At 64.1% G+C, this 19,057-nt stretch carries 20 protein-coding genes and 2 pseudogenes; 10 read left to right on the forward strand and 12 right to left on the reverse strand.

The genetic code is table 11. The features are described 5' to 3' along the window. Window positions 1-2 precede the first annotated feature (2 nt). The 3 genes from EJ068_RS03525 (at window position 3) to EJ068_RS03535 (ending at window position 2,250) form a co-directional block, all read left to right on the forward strand. The gene (locus EJ068_RS03525) at window positions 3-710 is read left to right on the forward strand and encodes an ABC transporter ATP-binding protein (RefSeq protein WP_127253804.1); all 708 of its coding nucleotides are present in this window, start codon (window positions 3-5) and stop codon (window positions 708-710) included. Continuing rightward, window positions 707-1,924 (forward strand): ABC transporter permease, encoded by a 1,218-nt coding sequence (locus EJ068_RS03530; RefSeq protein ID WP_127386275.1) that lies wholly within the window; start codon window positions 707-709, stop codon window positions 1,922-1,924. Before EJ068_RS03525 ends, EJ068_RS03530 begins: the two co-directional genes overlap by 4 nt. 83 nt (window positions 1,925-2,007) lie before the next feature. Next, window positions 2,008-2,250 carry a hypothetical protein gene (locus EJ068_RS03535; RefSeq protein ID WP_127253409.1) on the forward strand — a complete coding sequence of 81 codons (243 nt, stop codon included), beginning with the start codon at window positions 2,008-2,010 and terminating at the stop codon, window positions 2,248-2,250. 33 nt (window positions 2,251-2,283) lie between these two features. Here EJ068_RS03535 and EJ068_RS03540 read toward each other — a convergent pair whose 3' ends face one another. Next, on the reverse strand, window positions 2,284-2,760 hold the full coding sequence (locus EJ068_RS03540; RefSeq protein ID WP_129554472.1) for an Lrp/AsnC ligand binding domain-containing protein: 477 nt from the start codon (window positions 2,758-2,760) through the stop codon (window positions 2,284-2,286). A gap of 146 nt (window positions 2,761-2,906) precedes the next feature. Between EJ068_RS03540 and EJ068_RS03545 the strand changes: the two genes are divergently transcribed. Beyond that, window positions 2,907-3,980 (forward strand): 1-aminocyclopropane-1-carboxylate deaminase, encoded by a 1,074-nt coding sequence (locus EJ068_RS03545; RefSeq protein WP_127253411.1) that lies wholly within the window; start codon window positions 2,907-2,909, stop codon window positions 3,978-3,980. Between the two features lie 22 nt (window positions 3,981-4,002). Here EJ068_RS03545 and EJ068_RS03550 read toward each other — a convergent pair whose 3' ends face one another. Then, window positions 4,003-4,734, reverse strand: coding sequence for a hypothetical protein (locus tag EJ068_RS03550; protein ID WP_127253412.1), 732 nt, complete (start codon window positions 4,732-4,734; stop codon window positions 4,003-4,005). A gap of 4 nt (window positions 4,735-4,738) precedes the next feature. Beyond that, the gene (locus EJ068_RS03555; protein WP_129554473.1) at window positions 4,739-5,851 is read right to left on the reverse strand and encodes an endonuclease/exonuclease/phosphatase family protein; all 1,113 of its coding nucleotides are present in this window, start codon (window positions 5,849-5,851) and stop codon (window positions 4,739-4,741) included. A 165-nt stretch (window positions 5,852-6,016) separates the two neighbouring features. Here EJ068_RS03555 and EJ068_RS03560 point away from each other — a divergent pair, with 165 nt between their 5' ends. Together EJ068_RS03560 and EJ068_RS03565 are read left to right on the forward strand one after the other, a co-directional pair. After that, window positions 6,017-6,622, forward strand: coding sequence for a BA14K family protein (locus EJ068_RS03560; RefSeq protein WP_127253414.1), 606 nt, complete (start codon window positions 6,017-6,019; stop codon window positions 6,620-6,622). Between the two features lie 166 nt (window positions 6,623-6,788). After that, complete coding sequence (locus EJ068_RS03565) at window positions 6,789-7,073, forward strand: PilZ domain-containing protein (RefSeq protein ID WP_126060181.1); 285 nt, start codon at window positions 6,789-6,791, stop codon at window positions 7,071-7,073. A gap of 182 nt (window positions 7,074-7,255) precedes the next feature. On the opposite strand, the gene ilvC is transcribed toward EJ068_RS03565, so the two are convergent. The 3 genes from ilvC to EJ068_RS03580 all read right to left on the reverse strand — a co-directional run bounded on the left by ilvC (window position 7,256) and on the right by EJ068_RS03580 (window position 9,537). Then, window positions 7,256-8,275, reverse strand: a complete 1,020-nt coding sequence (gene ilvC / locus EJ068_RS03570) for a ketol-acid reductoisomerase (protein WP_042644009.1) — start codon at window positions 8,273-8,275, stop codon at window positions 7,256-7,258. 25 nt (window positions 8,276-8,300) lie between these two features. Beyond that, window positions 8,301-8,954 carry a TetR/AcrR family transcriptional regulator gene (locus EJ068_RS03575; RefSeq protein WP_127253415.1) on the reverse strand — a complete coding sequence of 218 codons (654 nt, stop codon included), beginning with the start codon at window positions 8,952-8,954 and terminating at the stop codon, window positions 8,301-8,303. A gap of 127 nt (window positions 8,955-9,081) precedes the next feature. Next, window positions 9,082-9,537 carry a MarR family winged helix-turn-helix transcriptional regulator gene (locus EJ068_RS03580; RefSeq protein WP_126082080.1) on the reverse strand — a complete coding sequence of 152 codons (456 nt, stop codon included), beginning with the start codon at window positions 9,535-9,537 and terminating at the stop codon, window positions 9,082-9,084. 103 nt (window positions 9,538-9,640) lie between these two features. On the opposite strand from EJ068_RS03580, the gene EJ068_RS03585 reads away from it, so the two are divergent. Together EJ068_RS03585 and EJ068_RS03590 are read left to right on the forward strand one after the other, a co-directional pair. After that, on the forward strand, window positions 9,641-9,937 hold the full coding sequence (locus EJ068_RS03585) for a Rieske (2Fe-2S) protein (RefSeq protein WP_245463333.1): 297 nt from the start codon (window positions 9,641-9,643) through the stop codon (window positions 9,935-9,937). Between the two features lies 1 nt (window position 9,938). Next, a complete protein-coding gene (locus EJ068_RS03590) occupies window positions 9,939-10,658 on the forward strand; it encodes a glutathione S-transferase family protein (protein WP_189512599.1) in 720 nt (239 codons plus the stop codon). Here the strand turns inward: EJ068_RS03590 and EJ068_RS03595 are convergent. Both EJ068_RS03595 and EJ068_RS03600 read right to left on the reverse strand, forming a co-directional pair. Continuing rightward, on the reverse strand, window positions 10,615-11,841 hold the full coding sequence (locus EJ068_RS03595; protein ID WP_127252732.1) for an NAD(P)/FAD-dependent oxidoreductase: 1,227 nt from the start codon (window positions 11,839-11,841) through the stop codon (window positions 10,615-10,617). The two genes, EJ068_RS03590 and EJ068_RS03595, sit on opposite strands and share 44 nt — an antisense overlap. A gap of 77 nt (window positions 11,842-11,918) precedes the next feature. Continuing rightward, the gene (locus tag EJ068_RS03600) at window positions 11,919-12,329 is read right to left on the reverse strand and encodes a helix-turn-helix domain-containing protein (protein WP_127252731.1); all 411 of its coding nucleotides are present in this window, start codon (window positions 12,327-12,329) and stop codon (window positions 11,919-11,921) included. A gap of 274 nt (window positions 12,330-12,603) precedes the next feature. Here EJ068_RS03600 and EJ068_RS03605 point away from each other — a divergent pair, with 274 nt between their 5' ends. After that, window positions 12,604-13,497, forward strand: a complete 894-nt coding sequence (locus EJ068_RS03605; RefSeq protein ID WP_127252730.1) for an SDR family oxidoreductase — start codon at window positions 12,604-12,606, stop codon at window positions 13,495-13,497. A 36-nt stretch (window positions 13,498-13,533) separates the two neighbouring features. Here EJ068_RS03605 and EJ068_RS03610 read toward each other — a convergent pair. The 3 genes and pseudogenes from EJ068_RS03610 to EJ068_RS03620 form a co-directional block, all read right to left on the reverse strand. Next, window positions 13,534-14,567 (reverse strand): annotated as a pseudogene (locus tag EJ068_RS03610) (aldehyde reductase). Between the two features lie 45 nt (window positions 14,568-14,612). Continuing rightward, window positions 14,613-16,524: pseudogene (locus EJ068_RS03615) on the reverse strand (potassium transporter Kup). Window positions 16,525-16,610: 86 nt separating this feature from the next. After that, window positions 16,611-17,351, reverse strand: coding sequence for a pyridoxine 5'-phosphate synthase (locus EJ068_RS03620; protein ID WP_127252727.1), 741 nt, complete (start codon window positions 17,349-17,351; stop codon window positions 16,611-16,613). 108 nt (window positions 17,352-17,459) lie between these two features. On the opposite strand from EJ068_RS03620, the gene EJ068_RS03625 reads away from it, so the two are divergent. Continuing rightward, window positions 17,460-17,855 (forward strand): STAS/SEC14 domain-containing protein, encoded by a 396-nt coding sequence (locus EJ068_RS03625; protein WP_126082070.1) that lies wholly within the window; start codon window positions 17,460-17,462, stop codon window positions 17,853-17,855. 12 nt (window positions 17,856-17,867) lie between these two features. Here EJ068_RS03625 and EJ068_RS03630 read toward each other — a convergent pair whose 3' ends face one another. Further along, complete coding sequence (locus EJ068_RS03630) at window positions 17,868-18,995, reverse strand: ATP-dependent RecD-like DNA helicase (RefSeq protein WP_127252726.1); 1,128 nt, start codon at window positions 18,993-18,995, stop codon at window positions 17,868-17,870. Window positions 18,996-19,057 lie beyond the last annotated feature (62 nt).

Raw genomic sequence — 19,057 nt, forward strand, 5'->3', positions numbered from 1 at the left:
ACATGTCGGCTCCCCTGCTCATCACCTTCGACAAGGTCTGGAAGAGCTATGGCGAAGGCGAGGCCCGCGTGCATGCGCTGGCCGGCGTCGATCTCGCCATCCGGCGCGGCGAATTCGTCGCCATCATGGGACCCTCCGGCTCGGGCAAGTCGACGGCGATGAACATCATCGGCTGCCTCGACACGCCGACGGCTGGAACCTACTCCTTCATGGGCATCGACGCAGGCCGGCTCGACCGCAACCGCCGCGCGCTTTTGCGCAACCTTTATGTCGGCTTCGTCTTCCAGGGCTACAATCTGTTGCCGCGCACCACCGCGGCGGAAAATGTCGAGCTGCCGCTGATCTATCGCGGCGTTGGAGCGCGCGAGCGCCGGGACCTCGCCATGCAGGCGCTGGCCGAGGTCGGGCTTGTCGGGCGCGAGCACCACACCCCGGCCGAGCTTTCGGGCGGCCAGCAGCAGCGCGTGGCGATCGCCCGCGCCATCGTCACCAGGCCGACGCTGTTGGTTGCCGACGAACCGACCGGCAATCTCGATACCGCGCGCACGCATGAGATCATGGAGCTGCTGACAAGGCTCAATGCCGAGCTCGGGCTCTCCATCGTCATGGTCACGCACGAGGCCGACGTCGCGGATTATGCCGGCCGCACCATTCGTTTCCTCGACGGCCATGTCGCCTCCGACACGTTGAAAGCGGAGGCAGCGGCATGATCTGGGAGACCGTCCGCCTTTCGCTGCGCTCGATCCGCCGCAACGTGCTGCGCTCTTTCCTGACGCTGCTTGGCATCGTCATCGGCGTCGCCGCCGTCATCGCCATGCTCACCATCGGCTCCGGCACCACGGAGAAGGTCAAGGCCGATATCTCCAAGCTCGGCAGCAATCTTCTCGTCGTCCGTGCCGGCCGGCCGGCGGGGCCAGGCGGACCCGGCGGCCTCGATCAGGCCGTGCGGCCGCTCGCCGAAAAGGACGTCGCCGCGCTCGTCGCGCATCTGAGCGGCGCGCGCGCCATCTCGCCCGCCTCGCAAAAACAGGTCCGCGTCATCTTCGGCACTGAAAGCCTGACCTCGGGAGTCACCGGCACGGACAGCGCCTATCTCGACGCCCGCGACTGGAAGCTGGTGTCGGGACGGCCGTTCAGCGATTCCGAAACGCGCGCCGGCACCGGTGTGTGCCTGATCGGCGAGACGGTGCGCCAGCAATTCTTCGGCGCCGGCGATCCGGAGGGCGAGATCATCCGCGTCAACCGCACCTCCTGCAAGATCATCGGCCTACTCGAGCCCAAGGGCTATACCGGCTTCGGCCAGGACCAGGACAATGTCGTGCTGATGCCGCTGCACGCCTATCAGCGGCGCATCGCCGGCAACCGCGACGTCGACAACATCTACATCGCTGCCGACGACCGCACGCCGACCAGCGAGTTGCAGCCGCGCGTCGAGGACATCTTGCGCGACACGCGCCGCATCACGCCGGACCGCGATCCCGACTTCGCCATCCGCGACATGACCCAGATCGCCGACGCCATGACCAGCGCCACGACCACCATGACCGGCATGCTGGGCGCCGTCGCCGGTGTCAGCCTCCTGGTCGGCGGCATCGGCATCATGAACATCATGCTGGTCTCGGTCACCGAGCGGACGCGCGAGATCGGCATCAGGCTGGCCATCGGCGCGCACGAAAAACACATCCTCATCCAGTTCCTGGTCGAGGCGACGGTGCTGTCGCTGCTCGGCGGCATCATCGGCATCCTGATCGGGCTGTCGCTGGCCGGCATGGCCTCGATGGCCCTGACGATACCGTTCGCGCCGAGCCCTGCCGTCATCCTGCTCGCCGTCGGCTTCTCCGCGCTGATCGGCATGGTGTTCGGCTTTTTCCCGGCGCTGCGCGGCGCCCGCCTCGATCCGATCGACGCGCTGCGGCACGAATAGCACCCGGCATCGCTCGGCTCTGTTGCCGCAAATCCTGCGGTGATAAAGCGGTCTCCTGGGAAACCTTGAAGGGGACGGACGAAATGAGCAGGAAGGCGCGTGTGATCCTCGTGGCAATTGTCGTCGAGGCGTTCCTGGGCGGCATCTGGTGGTATCTGGCCCGCTTCGGTCTGGCCAATCCCGACCGCGTCGCGCCCAATTTCCAGGAAGTCGTCGGCCAGACAACGGGCATGGCGATGGGCGCGCTCCTCGGCCTCTGCTTCATCCTGTTCTTCGTCGCGGCGCGTAATGACCGCAAGGCATTGCCGCAGAAGGAGCGGCTCTGAGCGCCGCGAGAGAATGGAGTCGCGGACTGCCTGTCAAAACGGCAGCCGCGCGTTCTCCTTGACCTCCTTCATCACAAAGAAGGTCCTGGTTTGCCGGACGCCCGGCAACGCGATCAGCTTCTGGCCGTGCAGCTTGTTGAAATCCGCCATGTCGCGCACCCGTATCTTCAACAGATAGTCGAAGTCGCCGGCCACGAGATTACAATCCAGGACCTCCTTGAGCTTGAGGGCGGCCTCCTCGAAAGCGGCGAAACTTTCCGGTGTCGAGCGATCGAGCACGACGCCGACCATGACCAGCGCGCCGAGCCCGACCGCGGCGGGCGCGATCTCCGCCCTGACTCCGGTGATGTAGCCCTCCTCGAACAGGCGTTGCGTGCGCCGATGGCAGGTGGCGGCGCTGACATTCACGCGCGCTGCCAGCTCGGCATTGGTCAGCCGCCCCTCGGCCTGCAGGACTCGCAGGATTTTGATGTCGATGCGGTCGAAAATATGATCGTAAGATTCTTCCATTTTTATCGGTTCCAATGGACGATTAAATGAACCTTAGCGCACTTCTTTGCGGAAGCCCAAAAAGCAGCGGCCCTCTTCGAGAGCACCTTTCGCCGCAATTCGTCTATTCTTTGCCTATCCAAACGAACACTGCGGGAGGCAGGTCGATGTCACTTCTCGAAAAATTTCAACGGTATCCACTGACCTTCGGCCCGACGCCGATCGAGCATCTGCCGCGTCTCAGCGCGGCGCTTGGCGGCAAGGTGCGGGTCTATGCAAAGCGTGATGACTGCAATTCCGGGCTGGCCATGGGAGGCAACAAATTGCGCAAGCTCGAATATATCGTGCCCGATGCGATCGCGTCGGGCGCCGACACGCTGGTGTCGATCGGCGGCGTGCAGTCGAACCACACGCGCATGGTCGCCGCGACGGCCGCCAAGATCGGTATGAAATGCGTGGTCATCCAGGAGAAATGGGTGCCGCACTACGATGCGGTCTACGACCGGGTCGGCAATATCCTGCTGACGCGCCTGATGGGAGCCGACAGCCGGCTCGTCGACGATGGTTTCGACATCGGCATCCGCAAGAGCTGGCAGGATGCGATCCAGTCAGTCAAGGATGCAGGCGGCAAGCCCTACCCCGTTCCTGCCGGCGCCTCGGTGCACAAGTTCGGCGGTCTGGGCTATGTCGGCTTCGCCGAGGAGGTGGCGAAACAGGAAGTCGAGCTCGGTTTCAAATTCGACTACATCATCGTCTGCGTCGTGACCGGCTCGACGCAGGCCGGCATGATCGTCGGCTTCGCCGCTCAAGATCGCGCCGACCGGGTGATCGGCATCGATGCCTCCGGCACGCCCGACCAGACCCGCGCCCAGGTCCGCCGAATCGTCGACGACACCGCCGCTCTCGTCGGGCTGGGCCGCGCCGTCCGCGAGGACGAAATCGTCATCAACCCCGACTATGCCCATCCCGCCTACGGCGTTCCATCGAACGAAACGAACGACGCGATCCGGCTGGCGGCCCGCACCGAGGCGATGATCACCGATCCGGTCTATGAGGGAAAGTCGATGCAGGGGCTGATCGACCTGACGAGGAAAGGCTTCTTTCCGGAAGGCTCAAGAATTCTCTATGCGCATCTCGGCGGCGCGCCGGCCATCAACGGTTACAGCTATTACTACAAGGACGACGGCGGTGCGCGCAAAGGCGCGCCGCGTGACGACGCGCTGCCACCGCTCTTTCCATAGAGCGCACCCGCTGGCACTGATGCTACGGGTCAGGAAACCTTGTCGCTGCATCGAAATGCCATTCGATCAGCGGCTTCATATGCCCCATCAGCCCGTCGGGCAAATCGGCGGCATGCCGGATGATGACCGGCCCTTCGATCTCCGGATCGGCCTCGGCGGCGACGAAGGCGCTGATGCGCCGCGCCAGCGCGTCGGCCGGTTCGGCGACCCGGTAGCGGCGGAAGATCACCGTGCCGCTTGCCGTCGATAGCGCGTGATAGCGCTGTCCACGCTCGGCCGCTGAAAGATCGAGCCCGGTCTCCTCCCCCACCTCGCGTATCATGTTGAAGTCGATATCGACCAGCCCGTCGCGAAAATCGACCGGCTCGAACGAGCCGGCGGCGAAATAGACGCGGCCGGCATTGACCGTGTGCCGGCCCATGCGGATCGCCACCAGCGCATTGTCCCCGGCGACCAGCATGGCATGCGCATAGGCGTGCTCGGCACCGGAATTCTCGCGTCGCTTACGCCACAGCATGAAGGTCGAATAATTGACCGCATGGCAGCGGCCGACGAGGCGGCTGTCCCGGTATGCCAGTTCGGAAAGCAGCACCACCGTGCCGTCGAACAGCGCCGGTTTGGCCGCGATCTCCTGGCGCCAGTTCTCAGCAATCGCTTCCGCATTGCTGACGGCGAAGGGGTGCGGCCCGGGATCGAGGCGGACGTCGACCGCATCGACCGGCAGGATGACGTTGCGGGGCAGATCGAAACTCAAAGGGTCACGCCATGTCCAATGTGATTGCCACGGGGCAATGGTCCGACGCTTTCGGCCTGTCCCAGCCGGCGCGCGGAAAGCGCTCGACCTCCTGGCCCGCCGGGAAGATGGTGCGCCAGGGCTGGCCGTTGCGGATGATGTCGGGCACGGCGGTCGCGTTCTTCGCCGCCAGTGCCTTCGACAGCAGGATGTAATCGAGCTGGCAGAGTTGCCGCTCCTCCGGGCCGCGCGTGTGGTAGAAGCTCCAGCGGTCCATCTCCGGCCGCCGCTCGACGACATTCTCGCAGAAGCCGCCGGCGGTCAGCACATTGATCGAGGACTGGGCCTCATCGACGACCTCGAAGCGATAGCCGTCGAAGCTGTCGCCCTCGATCCTCACGCGCTGCCGGTAATCGTTCATATCGCCGCAGATCGCCCAGCGCTTGTCGGCGGCATGGTCCTTGCCGAAACGCTCCTCGATGATGCGGCGCACGGCCTGCGCCTCGGCCATGCGCAGCGGCATTGTCGCCTCGCGGCCGTCCAGCCCGTTGCGCGGCGAGCCCATCGACTTGAAATGCACGAGATAGAGTGTCAGCGGCACGCCGCCGACAGTGAGGTCGACCTCCAGGCAGTCCCGCCGAAAGATGCGATCGCTGGCCACATGCCCGAGCGCCGCAAGCTCCGGCGTGAAGAGGCCGAACCGCTCGAACGTAACATAGGCGTGGCTCGTCATGCGCACGAATTCGATCGGCTGGCCCTGCATGGTCTCGTTGCGCATCATCACCGCGACATCGATGCCGCGGGAGTCGTTGCCGGCCGTGGTGTATTTCTGACGGTAGCCCTGCCCGATCATCTTGAACAGATAGCCATATTCGAACGCCTTCAGCGCCTCGATATTGTCGACCTCCTGCATGCAGATGATGTCCGCGCGTGTGGCCGCGATGGCGAGCGCCGTCAACTGGCGGGTGTCGTCGGACTGGGCGATCGCGCGGGCCTGCTCGAGGATCCGGTATTCCGCCTCGCTCTGGATGTCGAACAGCGCCAGCGTGCGGTCTTCATTGAGCTGGTTGCGATAGCCCGAGAAATCGAACCTGTTCATCAGGTTCTCGACATTGAAGGTGGCGAGGCGGAGCGACATGGCCGTGACCTTTGCGCGCAAGCGAGGCCGAAAACAAGAGCCGGGCGTATGCTCGTCATGGTTGATGGAACCTTTCCGTTCATCTTCCGTTCAGACGAAAAGTTCCAACAATAGCCCATTCCCGGGGTGCTCTGGGCGTGGGGCCTTTACTCCTTGGAGAGTGAAATGAAACCGCTGTTTTCTTCCTTCAGATCCGGGCTTTTGGCCTTGGGGCTCGTTGCCGGCGTGACCGCGCCGTCGGTGGCCGGCCCGATCCTGCAGCCCGATTTCTCGACCGCCACCAGCGCGGTGGCACCCACGATCGTCCCCGTCCGCGACAGTTGGGCTGGCGGCAACAACTACTCGCCGCAGATGTATGACTGGCGCTGGCGGCGCGGCGGCGAGTGGCGCGGCCGCGATTTCAGACGCGACGGCAACCGGCACTTCTCCCGCAACTGGGACCGCAACTGGGACCGAGACAGGTGGAATGGCGATGGCGACTGGCGCTGGCGGCACCATCACCGCCGGCACTTCCGTGACAGCGACGCCGCGATCCTGGGGCTGGGCCTTGGCCTTGGCTTGGGCAGCTTGGCCTACAACAATTACTACGATCCTTACTATTACGACCCCTATCCGCGCTATGTTCAGCCGCGGCGCATTTACCGGACGGAGCGGCTTTCCAGGGCCCATGTCCAATGGTGCTACGACCGCTACCGGTCCTATCGGGCCTGGGACAACACGTTCCAGCCCAACTACGGCCCGCGCCGGCAGTGCATTTCGCCCTATATCTGAGCGGCCTGCTGGCACAGAAACGGCGCCCTTCGCGGCGCCGTTTTATTATGCCGCAACCCTGTGCCGCGACCTTGATAACCCTAAATTCATCAGCGGCGCCTATTCATCCATGTCGGTGCTTCACATGCCGATTCGCAGCGAAAAATTCGCCAGAACGTACCCTGCAATGGCCGAAAACGAACTCAGAATCCAACGCCGCCAACGCGTCCTGAAGGGCGCGGCGATCTTGACCGGCATCAACAATTCCGAGGTGACGTGCACGGTACGCAACATGCATTCGAACGGCGCGGAGTTGAAAGTGCCGATCGACGCACGCGTGCCGGATGAATTCCTGCTCTATGTGCCGGTCGATGGCATCGGCTACAGGGCCGTGGTGCGCTGGCGCCGCGAGGACCGCATCGGCGTCGAGTTCACCGGCACCGAGCCCAAGCCACACTGGCACTACGGCTGAGCTGCGGCGGCACTGCCGTCGATCTCGCAAAGAAAAAGCCGGCGGATCGATCCGCCGGCTTCTCCGAGCATCTATGAAATTGCGAATTAGTTCTTGGCCTTGTCGACCAGCTTGTTCTTCGCGATTACCCGCGCGCCGCAGGGCAAAGCCCGAGGACGCGCAGGCAAAAGACGTGGATCGCCTCAGTTCTTCGCCTTGTCGACCAGCTTGTTCTTGGCGATCCACGGCATCATCGCGCGCAGCTTGGCGCCGACTTCCTCGATCTGGTGGCTGTCGTTGTTGCGGCGGATGCCTTTGAAGCGCGCCAGGCCAGCCCGATATTCCTGCATCCACTCCGAGGTGAACTTGCCGGTCTGGATGTCCTTCAGAACGCGCTTCATCTCGGCCTTGGTGTCGGCGGTGATGATGCGCGGACCCGAGACATACTCGCCCCATTCGGCGGTGTTCGAGATCGAGTAGTTCATGTTGGCGATGCCGCCCTCATAGATCAGGTCGACGATCAGCTTCACTTCGTGCAGGCACTCGAAATAGGCCATTTCCGGCGCGTAACCGGCTTCCACCAGCGTCTCGAAACCAGCGCGGATCAGCTCGACCAGACCGCCGCACAGCACAACCTGCTCGCCGAACAGGTCGGTCTCGCATTCCTCGCGGAAGTTGGTCTCGATGATGCCGGACCGGCCGCCGCCGACGCCGCAGGCATAGGAGAGCGCGAGATCGAGCGCGTTGCCCGAAGCGTCCTGGTTGACGGCGACCAGGCACGGCACGCCGCCGCCCTTCTGGTATTCGCCGCGCACCGTGTGGCCCGGGCCCTTCGGCGCGATCATGACGACGTCGACCGAAGCCTTCGGCTCGATCAGGCCGAAATGCACGTTGAGGCCGTGGGCAAAGGCGATCGCGGCGCCGTCGCGGATGTTCGGCGCGATTTCGTTCTTGTAGATGTCGGCCTGCAATTCGTCGGGCGTCGCCATCATCATCAGGTCGGCCCATTTGGCGGCGTCCGCCACGCTCATCACCTTGAGGCCGTCTGCCTCGACCTTCTTGGCGGTCGCCGAGCCGGCCTTGAGACCGATGGCGATCTCCTTGACGCCGGAATCCTTGAGGTTGAGCGCATGCGCCCGGCCCTGGCTGCCATAGCCGATGATGGCGACCTTCTTGCCCTTGATCAGATTGAGATCGGCGTCGCGATCGTAATAGACACGCATTTTGGTCTTCCTTCCCTTTTGAAGATTAGAGGCCTTTCGGCCGGTTGTTTGCTCCGAAGAGAGCGAGAAACTGTTGCGTCGCGCGGCGGGCATCGCCGCCGATTGTCGCCTCAGTCAATTCCACCCGGTCGCCGAGCAGCAGACGGATCTGCACGTCGCGGCCGACCAGGCCGAAAAAGGTCCGGAACGCCGTCTCGGCGTCCTCGAAATCGAGCAGTCCGGCCTGCCGGCCGGCTTCAAGCACCGGCTTCAGCCGCCGGGCCAGCGCGAAGCGGCCATTCTGCAGCACAATGGCGCCGAGATCATCCTTGCCGGAACCGGCATGGCCGACGGCCACGCGGTTGAGCGCGATGGACGTATCGCTGGAGATCACCTTGAGCCAGTCGGAGGCGAAGCGTTCGAGGCTTGCCTCCAGCGACGCGAGGTCCAGGCCCTTGCGATCGACCGGCGCCACGCGCACCTTGGAGGCCTGCCACTGCACCGTCGCCGTCAGCAGCCCGTCGCGGTCGCCGAACCATTTGTAGAGCGTTTCCTTGGAACAGCTGGCCCGCCGCGCCACCGCGGTCATGGTGACGTTGTCGCCCTCTTCCACCAGCAGGCGGAGCGCCGCGTCCAGAACAGCCTGCTGGCGCTCCGTCAGCGTTTCGCTTGTGTCGATATCGGCGCCTGCCTGCAGCACGGTCTTTCCCGGTTTTCCGATAGCCCAGAGGCGTACCGTACGTTACGGTTCGGCTTATTGCGCATTCCTGTTTCCGATGCAAGGGGCTGCCGCGAAAAATGACCGGCGGAGCAGCGAGCCTCGCCAGCTAGTCGCTGGCCGGCGGATCGCGCAGCCGTCCGAGCAGGCTGGCCAAGGTCTTCAGGTCCTGGGCTGAAAGCCTGCCGTCCATTCGATCGGCGATGCAAGCGCCATAGACCGCCCAGATGCGGCGGCGCATCTCCCGGCCGCTTGCCGTGATGCGAACGGTCTGCCCGCGGCCATCGTCGGAGACGGGCAGCTTTTCGACCAGGCCATCCGCCTCCAGCCGGGCCAGCAGTCGTGAGACGCCGTACTGCGCCAGCAGCACGCGATCGATCAGCTCGAACGGCCTTAGCCCGCCCTCGCCCGCCTCGGCGAGTTCGTGCAGCACGTCATACCAGGCGAGCGGCGGCAGGCCGTTTGCCTTCAGCGCGTCCTCGGTCCTCTCGACCAGTTGGCGCGAGACCCGCACGAGGCGCGCCCAGGCTGCAATGGCTTCCGGCGATGGCGACGTCTTCGTCATCGGCGCAGCCTAGTCGATAGATGCAACTGCATCAAGCTTGACGATCGATGCATTTGCATCCATATAGATGCAATTGCATCAACAAGGAACTTTCTGATGAAACATGAAATCTGCAAGATCGCCGACATCCCGCAGGCCGGCAGCCTTCGCGCCCTTCTTCGGTCGCGAGGTCCATGTCTGGCGCAGCGGCGAACGCATCCGCGCCGCGGCCAATGTCTGCCTGCATTTCGGCGGACCGCTGGACTGCAAGGACGGCACGCTTGTCTGCCAATGGCACGGCGCGAAATTCGACATGGAAAGCGGCGAGCGTCTCGAAGGACCGGCGCCGAAAGGCTCGCGCCTGATGTTCCTGTCGACCCGCGTCGACGATGGCGCGCTCAACTATGTCTGGGGAGAGTGAGATGACCGAAAGGCTCACCCTCGTCAGCCATCACCTCTGCCCCTACGTCCAGCGCGCCGCGATTGCGCTCGCCGAGAAAGGCGTGCCGCTCAAACGGGTCAATGTCGACCTTGCCGACAAGCCGGAATGGTTCAGAGCCATATCGCCGCTCGGCAAGGTGCCTCTGCTCCGCGTGCGGCACGGCCACTCGGAGGAGGTGATTTTCGAATCCGCCGTCATCCTCGAATTCCTCGAGGAGACCGAAGCCAATCCGTTGCACCCTGCCGATCCGCTGGCGCGAGCCAGGCATCGCGCCTGGATCGAATTCGGCTCGGCCATCCTCAATGCCATAGGCCGCTTCTATTCCGCCGCCGACGAAGCTGCTTTCCTCCACGAAAGCAGAGGCTTGTTCGAGATGTTCGCTCGTGTTGAGGCCGAACTGCCGGCAACGCAAAGCGGCCCGTGGTTCGCCGGCGAGCGCTTCTCGCTGGTCGATGCCGTTTACGGGCCGATCTTCCGCTACTTCGACACCTTCGACCGCATCGGCGATTTCGGCATTCTCGACGGCAAGCCGCTCGTCCAAGCCTGGCGCGCGGCCTTGAGCAGGCGGCAATCGGTCAAGGAGGCGGTCGGCGCGGACTATCCGCGGCGGTTGCATGCCTTTCTGCAGGCAAAGGGATCCTATCTATCCGGGATCATCAGGCGGCAGGCCACTGAAACTCCGCAAGCCCGATCCGTCTGAACGGGTCGATGACCGTTCCGGCGACCATGGCGGCGAGGAATTGCGGCCCCGGCGGGATACACGCCAGCGCCGCCACCATGCGGTCGCGGACAAAGGGCAAGGCTGCGGAGTCCGACTGGTAGAACGGCGTCAGCGACAGTGACAATGCTTGGAACACGCGCACATGCCAACGGCGTGCGCTGGCATAAGTCGCCAGCGCGTCGTCGAGGCTGTCCGCCCGCGCAAGCGCATGGCTGAGCGCGGCGGCGTCGAGCAGCGCCATGTTCGCGCCTTGCCCGAGTTGCGGGCTGGTCGAATGCGCGGCGTCGCCGATAACCGCAAGCCGCCGGCCTGCCGGCAGTCTCATCGTGTGATGGCCGTAACGGGCGAGCGAGAGCTGCTCGAAACTGTCGATCTGGCTGGTGAAAACCTCGCATTCCGGCCAGACGGAAATCACTCTCGCCTTCCATGCTTCGAGCCCGTCGGCCTTCACTCGTTCGGCATCGGCCGGCTTGAGGCTCCAGAAGAAGGCCGCCATCTCTTGCGCGCCAGGCTCCGGCCGGCCGATCGGCAGCACGCCGACCATGATGCTTGCCTTGTCGTAGCGCTGCAGCAGCGCGCTTCTGTCAAAGCCGCCCCGCCAGCCGAGCGACGCCCAGAATGCGCCATAGGCGAGCGGTCGCGGCATGGCGGCATCGCCGAGATAGTGCCGCAATTTCGAGCGCGCGCCGCTGGCGTCGACAATGAGGTCGAACGGCCCGAGCCGCTTGCCGTTGGCGCAAACCAGCGTCGCGCGCTCGGCCGTCTCCGGTGTCTCGACCTCGACACTGGTCTCGATGGCGATCGCTTCGCGCAAGGCGGCGCGGTGGAGCACGCCGAACAGCGCCGCCCGATGCACCGCGAGGCCGAAGCGACGGCCGCGCCGCGCGTCGTAGCGGACTTCGAGCACCGTGCGCCCGGTCTGGGCGTCGGTGCCGTGCAGCCGCTCGATACGGCTGCCGAGCGAAAGAATGTCATCGAGCAGGCCGAGATCGGCGAGGACTGTCAGCCCGGTCGGCTGCAGGATGAGGCCGGAGCCGACAGGCTTCGGCGCGTCGAAGCGCTCGAAGATGGTGACCTTGTGCCCCGCCCGCTTGAGATAGAGCGCCGCGGCCAATCCGGCCGGCCCGGCGCCGGCAATCGCGATGTCGTAGGATCTGCTCATTGCCCGCCCAAGCCAAGCCGGCCGGACAATCTCCCAACACAGCAGTCAAATCAAGCTGGCGCTTTGACGCCTGTCTGTCAGGCTTGAGCCGCGTCGAAAGCGGCACGTGCCTCGCGCACGGCGTCATGGTTGAGCTCGGCCCACTGGACCAGCATCTGCAGGGGCGCAAACATCGAGCGCCCGAGATCGGTCAGGCTGTATTCGACGCTCGGCGGCTTGGTCGGGAAAACTTCACGGTGCACATAGCCGTCGCGCTGCAGGTCGTAGAGCGTTTGCGTCAGCATGCGCTGCGAAATGTCGGGAACCAGCCGGCGCAGCTCACCGAAGCGGTAGGGCCTCTCTGCCAGCGCCATGACCAGCAGCGAGCTCCATTTGCCGCTGATGCCCTGGATCACGTCGCGGACCGGACAGTCGGCGAAATTGCCGCCGTTGGTCATCGCCTTATAGACCTCGAGCTTGGCTTTCAGATTGAAGATCTTGCTGTCCATTGCGATATCCGCCGATCGAAACTGAAGCATGTCTCCCGAAAGCGGGAACCGGGTTTCGGGTTAAGAACATGCGTAAGATCAAAACCTAGAGCGCGTGGAGCAAATCTGAAAGATCGCGACGCGCCTTAGGCCGGCAATGGTGGTTCCCTCGCCGTGCCTACCTCCCGAAAAACTGCCTTCTTTACGGCCCGAGGTCAATTCCTGTTTTAGTGCTGGTCTCTTTTTGAGACTACCACTTGATCCGCCTTCGACGCTATTTTTCAGGACCCTCCCCATGACCGAAACCCTTCTCGTCACCGGCGCTTCCGGCCAGCTCGGCCGAGCCGTCATCAATCACTTGCTGGAGGCGCAGAAAATTGCGCCCTCGAGCATCATCGCCGCCACCCGCAACCCCGAGAACCTTGCCGACCTTGCAGCGCGCGGCATCGCCGTCAGGGCCGCCGACTTCAACGACGTCGCCTCGCTGGAGAAGGCGTTCGCTGGCGCCGACCGGGTGCTGATCATCTCGACCGGCGACCTCGATCTGAAGACGGGCCGGCGCCTGAAGCAGCATGAGACGGCCGTGGCCGCGGCCAAGGCGGCAGGCGTTTCGCATCTGCTCTACACCTCGATGCCCAATCCCGAGCCGGGCTCGCCCGTGCTCTTTGCCGGCGATCACTACGGCACCGAGCAGGCGATCAAGGCGAGCGGCATCTCCTACACCATCTTCCGCAACGGCTGGTATCAGGAGAACCTGTTCATGTCGCTGCCGCACGCCATTTCGTCGGGCAAGTGGTACACATCGGCCGCCGAAGGGCGCATCGCGCATGGCGCGCGCGACGATATGGCGGCCGCCATTGCCGCCGGCCTCGCATCCGGCTCCAAGGAAAGCCACATCTACACGCTGACCGGCCCTCAGGCCTATACGGTGGGCGAGATCGCCGCTCTGGTAAGCGAGGTGACCGGCAAGCCGCTGGAAGTCATCCAACTGCCGGACGAGGCGCTTACCGAAGGGGTGAAAGCAGCCGGCGTTCCAGAGGATTTCGCCCGCATCATCGTCTCCTTCGACGCCAACACCCGCGCCGGACGCATTGCGGAGGTGACCGATGCCGTCGAAAAACTCTCGGGCCGCACGCCCCGGACGCTGAAGCAGTTCCTAGAAGCGAACAAGGCTACCCTGCTCGGCTGAAGCCAGGCGCGCCTGAGAAGGCCCCTCAGGCGCGCTTCACTTCGACTTCTTGAGCAATCCAAGAAGGCTCTCAGCGGTCGCGACAAGCGCGTCTTCGCGTGATCGCGGCGTCCAGCCAAGCAGGCGCATGGCCTTGGCGCTCGTCGCGTTCCTGGCTTTGCCCAATTCCGTCACGATCTGAGCCGCCTGCCCGTCGAACAGCCCGGCGATCCGGACAAGCCAGTCCGGCAGCTCTCTTGTGGTAACCCGCGACGCCGCATTGCCGAGCCGCGCTTTCAGCGTCCGCTCGATCTCCAGCATCGTCATGAAATCGCCGCTGATGGCCAGGAACCGCTCGCCTTTGGCCGCAGGATTGGTCATGGCGCGCAGATGCAGGTCGGCGACGTCGCGCGCATCGACCACGCCGAAGACCATGCGGGGCAGTCCGGGCATCTCGCCATCCATCAGGCGCCTGATGAAATCGGTCGACGTCGAATGATCCGGCCCCAGGACCGGCCCGAAGATGCCGACCGGATTGACCACCGCCAGTCCCAGTGCGCCGCCTTGGGTGGCAATAAAATCCCACGCCGCCCGCTCGGCGAGCGTCTTCGACTTCACGTAGGCGCCGACCTTTTCCGAAAGGTTGGTCCAGTTCTCCTCCGTGAACGGACGTCCGACGACCGATGACTGGCCATAACCGACAGCGGCAAAGGACGAGGTGAGCACCACCCGTTCGACCCCGGCATCGCGTGCGGCCCGCAGCACGCGCAACGCCCCTTCCCTGGCAGGGACGATCAGGTCGTCCTCATGCTTCGGCACGCCGGGCGGAAAAGGCGAAGCGACATGAAGGACGTACCGGCATCCGGCGACCGCCTCAGACCAGCCTTTGTCGCTCATGAGATCGGCATGGGCGAAGGAAAGCGCGTCGCCCGGCTCGGCGCCGCCGACCTCCAGCATCGCACGAACATCGGCTTCGCGCCTGGCCCGCGCACCGTGGTGCGCACGCGGTAGCCAGCGTTCAGAAGCGCTACGATGCAATGAGCGCCGAGAAAGCCGGATCCGCCGGTCACAAGCACCAACTCGCCGCTCATGCCCGCCTCCCTTCGGCACTGTTCCGACCGATGCGGCGCAGTCTGTCAGATGGCGACCTGCGTGCCAATCTCCACGACGCGTCCGGTCGGGATCTGGAAATACTCCGTCGCGTCCGCCGCCGTCTTGGCCAAGCCGATGAACAGCCGGTCCTGCCAGATCGGCATGCCGGAATTGGGTGAAGCCTTCAGCGAGCGCCGCGACAGGAAGAAGACGTCGTCATGATGTCGAACTTCCAGCCCTGCTTGCGGCAGATGGCCAGCGCGCGCGGAATGTTGGGCTGCTCCATATAGCCGAAGGTCAGCGTCACGCGCATGAACAGCTCGTTGACCGTCTCCAGCTTGACCCGCTCGCTGTCGGGCACGATCGGTTGCGGCGCGGTCACCACCGACAGGATGACGTTTTTTCGTGCAGCACCTTGTAGTGTTTCAGGCTGTGCATCAGCGCCGTCGGCGCGCTGAGCCGATCGCTGGTCAGGAACACGGCGGTGCCTGAGACCAGCTGTGGCTTCTTCTTCAGCAGGTTCGCCGCCAGGAAGTCGAGCGGGATCTCGTTGCGGCGCGTCTTGTCGAACAGGTAGCGGCTACCGCGGATCCAGGTCCACATAATCAGCCCCATCAGAGAGGCGACAGTGATCGAGACCCAGCCGCCCTCGACGATTTTGACGACATTGGCCGAGAAGAAACCGAGATCGATGACGCCGAAGAGCACCACCAGGGCCAGTGCGGTCGCAACCTGCCATTTCCACAGCCAGCGCATCACCACGAACAAAAGGATAGTCGTCATCAGCATCTCGCCGGTCACCGAAATGCCGTAGGCCGACGCAAGCGCGCTCGAGCTGCCGAAGCCGACGACCAGAAGCATCACGCCAAGCGCGACCAGAAGGTTGACCCTCGGCATATAGATCTGGCCGCTCTGCATCTCGGACGTGTGCTGCACTTCGATGCGCGGCAGAAGGTTGAGCTGCACCGCCTGCCTAGTCAGCGAGAAGGCGCCGGAAATGACGGCCTGGCTGGCGATGACCGTGGCCGCTGTCGCTAGGCCGACCATCGGCATCAGCGCCCATTCGGGCAGCATCTGGAAGAACGGGTTGGTGGGCTTGCCGCCATGCGAGAGCACAAAGGCGCCTTGGCCGAAATAATTCAGCAGTAGGCACGGGAAGACGATTGCGAACCAGGCCATCACGATCGGCTTGCGGCCGAAATGGCCGAGGTCGACATAGAGAGCCTCCGCGCCGGTCACCGCCAGGAAGACCGCGCCGACGGTAACGAAGGCTCCGGTCGGCGTCGTGGCCAGGTAGTAGATCGCGTAATATGGATTGATCGCCAAGAAAACCGACGGATCGTCGACGATATGGTAGACACCGGCCGCGCCGATCGCCACGAACCATGTCGCCGTCACGGGCCCGAACACCGCCGCCACCTTGCCCGTGCCGAAGCGCTGCACGGCGAAAAGCACCGCCAGAATGACCAGCGTGATCGGAACCACGAAGGCATCGAGCGCAGGCGTGACGACTTCCAGGCCCTCGACCGCCGACAGCACCGAGATCGCCGGGGTGATGATTGAATCGCCGAAGAACAGCGCCGCGCCGCAAAGGCCGATCACCAGGATGAGCCTGGAGCCCGGGGGATAGGCGCTGCGCGCCAACGCCATCAGCGACAGCGTGCCGCCCTCGCCCTTGTTGTCGGCCCTGAGCACGAAGGCGACATATTTGATCGTGACGATGATCGTCAGCGCCCAGACGATCAGCGACAGCACGCCGAGTACGTCATTGCGGGCAACCGAACTCGAAGACGCGTGCAGCGCCTCGCGAAAGGCGTAGATCGGGCTCGTGCCGATGTCGCCATAGACGACGCCCAGCGCGCCAAGCATGAGCACCTTAGTGCTGTGCTGCCGCTCGGTTTCGGCATGGCCCGAGCGTTCGAGGGATTCCGTTTCGCTGGCGTTGGCTAGCACCATGAACCCCACTTTACCGAATTCGTCACGCTCCGAGGCAACCGCGACGAGCGCGACACACCAAGACTGCCGAAACTACCCAAAGTCCCCTACCATCCGCAGGCCTTCAAGAACCGCCCGACCGTGCCGGCCATGCCATACTCCAGCGCATCGGCTGTCAACCCATGTCCGATCGATACTTCGGCCAATGCCGGGATGCGTTTGGCCAATGGCGGTAGGTTCTCGACGGTCAGATCGTGTCCGGCATTGACGCCGAGCCCGGCCTTGAATGCGGCGTCGGCGGTTTTTCCCAGTCTTTCCAGCTCTTTGGCCGCTTTTGCCGAATCGGAATGGAAACCTCCATAGGGCCCGGTATAGAGCTCGATGCGGTCGGCGCCTGTGTCGCGCGCCGCATTGACCCCGTCTGGAACCGCATCGGAAAACAGCGACACCCTGAATCCGCTTTTCTTCAACCGCTTGACGATCGGAGTGAGGAACGCCGCCTGGGCGACGAAGTTCCAGCCATGGTCGGAGGTTGCCTGCGCCGGGTCGTCCGGCACCAGCGTCACCTGCTCAGGCTGGTTCTTCTCGACCAGCGCCAGGAAATCCTCGGTCGGGTAGCCCTCGATGTTGAACTCCGCCGTTGGGAATTCGTCGTCGATCAGCGCCCTGATCTCCGGCAGGTCGGAATGCCTTGTGTGCCGCTCGTCGGGCCTGGGATGCACCGTCAACCCATGCGCGCCGGCGGCAAGGGCAATGCGGCCAAGTCCGATGACGCTCGGCCACGGCAGGTCGCGGCGGTTGCGCAGCATGGCGACGGCGTTGAGATTGACCGAGAGCTTGGCGGGCATGAGCTGGGGTCCAGTGGATCGGCGGGCATCTATAGCGCCTTTGACGGGAACAGATAGGGGGTTTCGCGTGTTCCAGGGGACAGTTGGAGGCTAAGGTGAGGATTTGCAGTGAATTTCCTTGAAGCCGTGCCGGCCATCCGCCGCATCGAGACCAACCGCGACGCGCTTTTCGCCATCGACGTCGTCGGCGATGTCTCGCCGGCCGATGCGGAGAACCTGTTCGGCTTGCTGGAAGCCGCCTACGCGCTGCATCCGAGGATCGACGTGCTGATCAGGCTGACCGACGAGGAAAGCGTCGACTGGGCCAATATCAAGCAGGACACGCTCCGGCAGGGCGTGGCCGACGCGATGGAACATGTCGTGCGCTGCGCGGTCATCGGCGAGCCGAGTTGGGCCTCCCTCGTCGCGGGCGTGTTCCCCAAAACGCTGCCTTTCGAAGTCAGACGCTTCGATGTCGACGATGAGGAAGCCGCCTGGCAGTGGCTTGGCGCGAGGCCGACCTGATGGCCAAAAATCTCAGCGAACGATTGTCAACCGCTCGGCGGCGCGGGTGATTGCCGTATAGAGCCAGCGCTGCCGGGTCTCCTTGAAGGCCCAGCTCTCATCGAACAGCACCACGTCGTTCCACTGCGAGCCCTGCGCCTTGTGCACGGTCAGCGCATAGCCATAGTCGAAATCGTCGAAGCGCTTCTTCTGCTGCCAGGGGATCTCGGCATCCGGATCCTCGAACGCCGCCTTGAGCAGCTTGATCTTGGCGACGCCGCGGTCGGGATCGTCCTCCTCCGGCGAGACCAGAAGGTTGATGCCGGGCTTCACCGTCTCGCGTGACGAGGTCATCACCTTCCACAGCGAGCCGTTGAGCAGCCCCTTGGCCGGGTCGTTGCGCAGGCAGACCAGCTTGTCGCCGGCCTGCGGGAAATCGGCGTTGAACCCCTTCAGCTCGCGCAGCCTTTGATTGTAGCGCCGGCGCGTGCGGTTGGTGCCGACCAGCACCTGGTCCGCCTTGAGCACGAGGTCCTGGTTGACCGCTTCCCTGCCGATCACCTGCGCCGTGCCGTAGTCGCCATGCATGAATTCCCGGCCCTCGCGCACGTCGAGCGCCAGCCGGATGATCGGGTTGTCGCGGGCCTGGCGGTGGATTTCGGTCAAGAGCACATCCGGCTCGTGTTCGGTGAAGAAGCCGCCGCCCGAGATCGGCGGCAGCTGCGCCGGATCGCCCAGCACCAGGATCGGCGTGCCGAAGCTCTGCAGGTCGCGGCCGAGCTGCTCGTCGACCATCGAGCATTCGTCGATGACGACGAGCTTGGTGCGCGAAATCGGGCTTTGCCGGTTCAGCGAGAAGGTCGGCGACATCGAGGTCTTGCCGGTCACCTCGTCCTCGACCGATTCCTCACCCTTTGGTCTATAGATCAGCGAATGGATGGTGCGGGCGTTGGTCGCCCCCTTGGAGCGCAGCACCTGCGCTGCCTTGCCGGTGAAGGCGGCGAACTGCACCTGGCCGTCGACATGCTCGGCAAAATAGCGCGCCAGCGTCGTCTTGCCGGTGCCGGCATAGCCGAACAGCCGAAAGACCTGCGGCCGGCCATCTTTGAGCCAGCGTCCGACTGCCTTCAGAGCCTCATCCTGTTGGGGAGAAAATTCCATCAGTGCGACAGACCGGATTCGCAAGCGAAAGACAAGATTGGCCGCAATACCGACCGTTGTCG

Source organism: Mesorhizobium sp. M2A.F.Ca.ET.043.02.1.1 (assembly GCF_003952405.1).
In the GTDB taxonomy this organism is placed as follows: domain Bacteria; phylum Pseudomonadota; class Alphaproteobacteria; order Rhizobiales; family Rhizobiaceae; genus Mesorhizobium.

Coding starts and splice junctions, on each gene's coding strand:
- EJ068_RS03565 (WP_126060181.1), top strand. CDS start 6,789: ATGGCCGAAAACGAACTCAGAATCCAACGCCGCCAACGCGTCCTGAAG.
- EJ068_RS03620 (WP_127252727.1), bottom strand. CDS start 17,351: ATGCCCGCCAAGCTCTCGGTCAATCTCAACGCCGTCGCCATGCTGCGC.
- EJ068_RS03585 (WP_245463333.1), top strand. CDS start 9,641: ATGAAATCTGCAAGATCGCCGACATCCCGCAGGCCGGCAGCCTTCGCG.
- EJ068_RS03540 (WP_129554472.1), bottom strand. CDS start 2,760: ATGGAAGAATCTTACGATCATATTTTCGACCGCATCGACATCAAAATC.
- EJ068_RS03630 (WP_127252726.1), bottom strand. CDS start 18,995: ATGGAATTTTCTCCCCAACAGGATGAGGCTCTGAAGGCAGTCGGACGC.
- EJ068_RS03600 (WP_127252731.1), bottom strand. CDS start 12,329: ATGGACAGCAAGATCTTCAATCTGAAAGCCAAGCTCGAGGTCTATAAG.
- EJ068_RS03535 (WP_127253409.1), top strand. CDS start 2,008: ATGAGCAGGAAGGCGCGTGTGATCCTCGTGGCAATTGTCGTCGAGGCG.
- EJ068_RS03555 (WP_129554473.1), bottom strand. CDS start 5,851: ATGTCGCTCCGCCTCGCCACCTTCAATGTCGAGAACCTGATGAACAGG.
- ilvC (WP_042644009.1), bottom strand. CDS start 8,275: ATGCGTGTCTATTACGATCGCGACGCCGATCTCAATCTGATCAAGGGC.
- EJ068_RS03525 (WP_127253804.1), top strand. CDS start 3: ATGTCGGCTCCCCTGCTCATCACCTTCGACAAGGTCTGGAAGAGCTAT.
- EJ068_RS03595 (WP_127252732.1), bottom strand. CDS start 11,841: ATGAGCAGATCCTACGACATCGCGATTGCCGGCGCCGGGCCGGCCGGA.
- EJ068_RS03530 (WP_127386275.1), top strand. CDS start 707: ATGATCTGGGAGACCGTCCGCCTTTCGCTGCGCTCGATCCGCCGCAAC.
- EJ068_RS03580 (WP_126082080.1), bottom strand. CDS start 9,537: ATGACGAAGACGTCGCCATCGCCGGAAGCCATTGCAGCCTGGGCGCGC.
- EJ068_RS03545 (WP_127253411.1), top strand. CDS start 2,907: ATGTCACTTCTCGAAAAATTTCAACGGTATCCACTGACCTTCGGCCCG.
- EJ068_RS03605 (WP_127252730.1), top strand. CDS start 12,604: ATGACCGAAACCCTTCTCGTCACCGGCGCTTCCGGCCAGCTCGGCCGA.
- EJ068_RS03590 (WP_189512599.1), top strand. CDS start 9,939: ATGACCGAAAGGCTCACCCTCGTCAGCCATCACCTCTGCCCCTACGTC.
- EJ068_RS03560 (WP_127253414.1), top strand. CDS start 6,017: ATGAAACCGCTGTTTTCTTCCTTCAGATCCGGGCTTTTGGCCTTGGGG.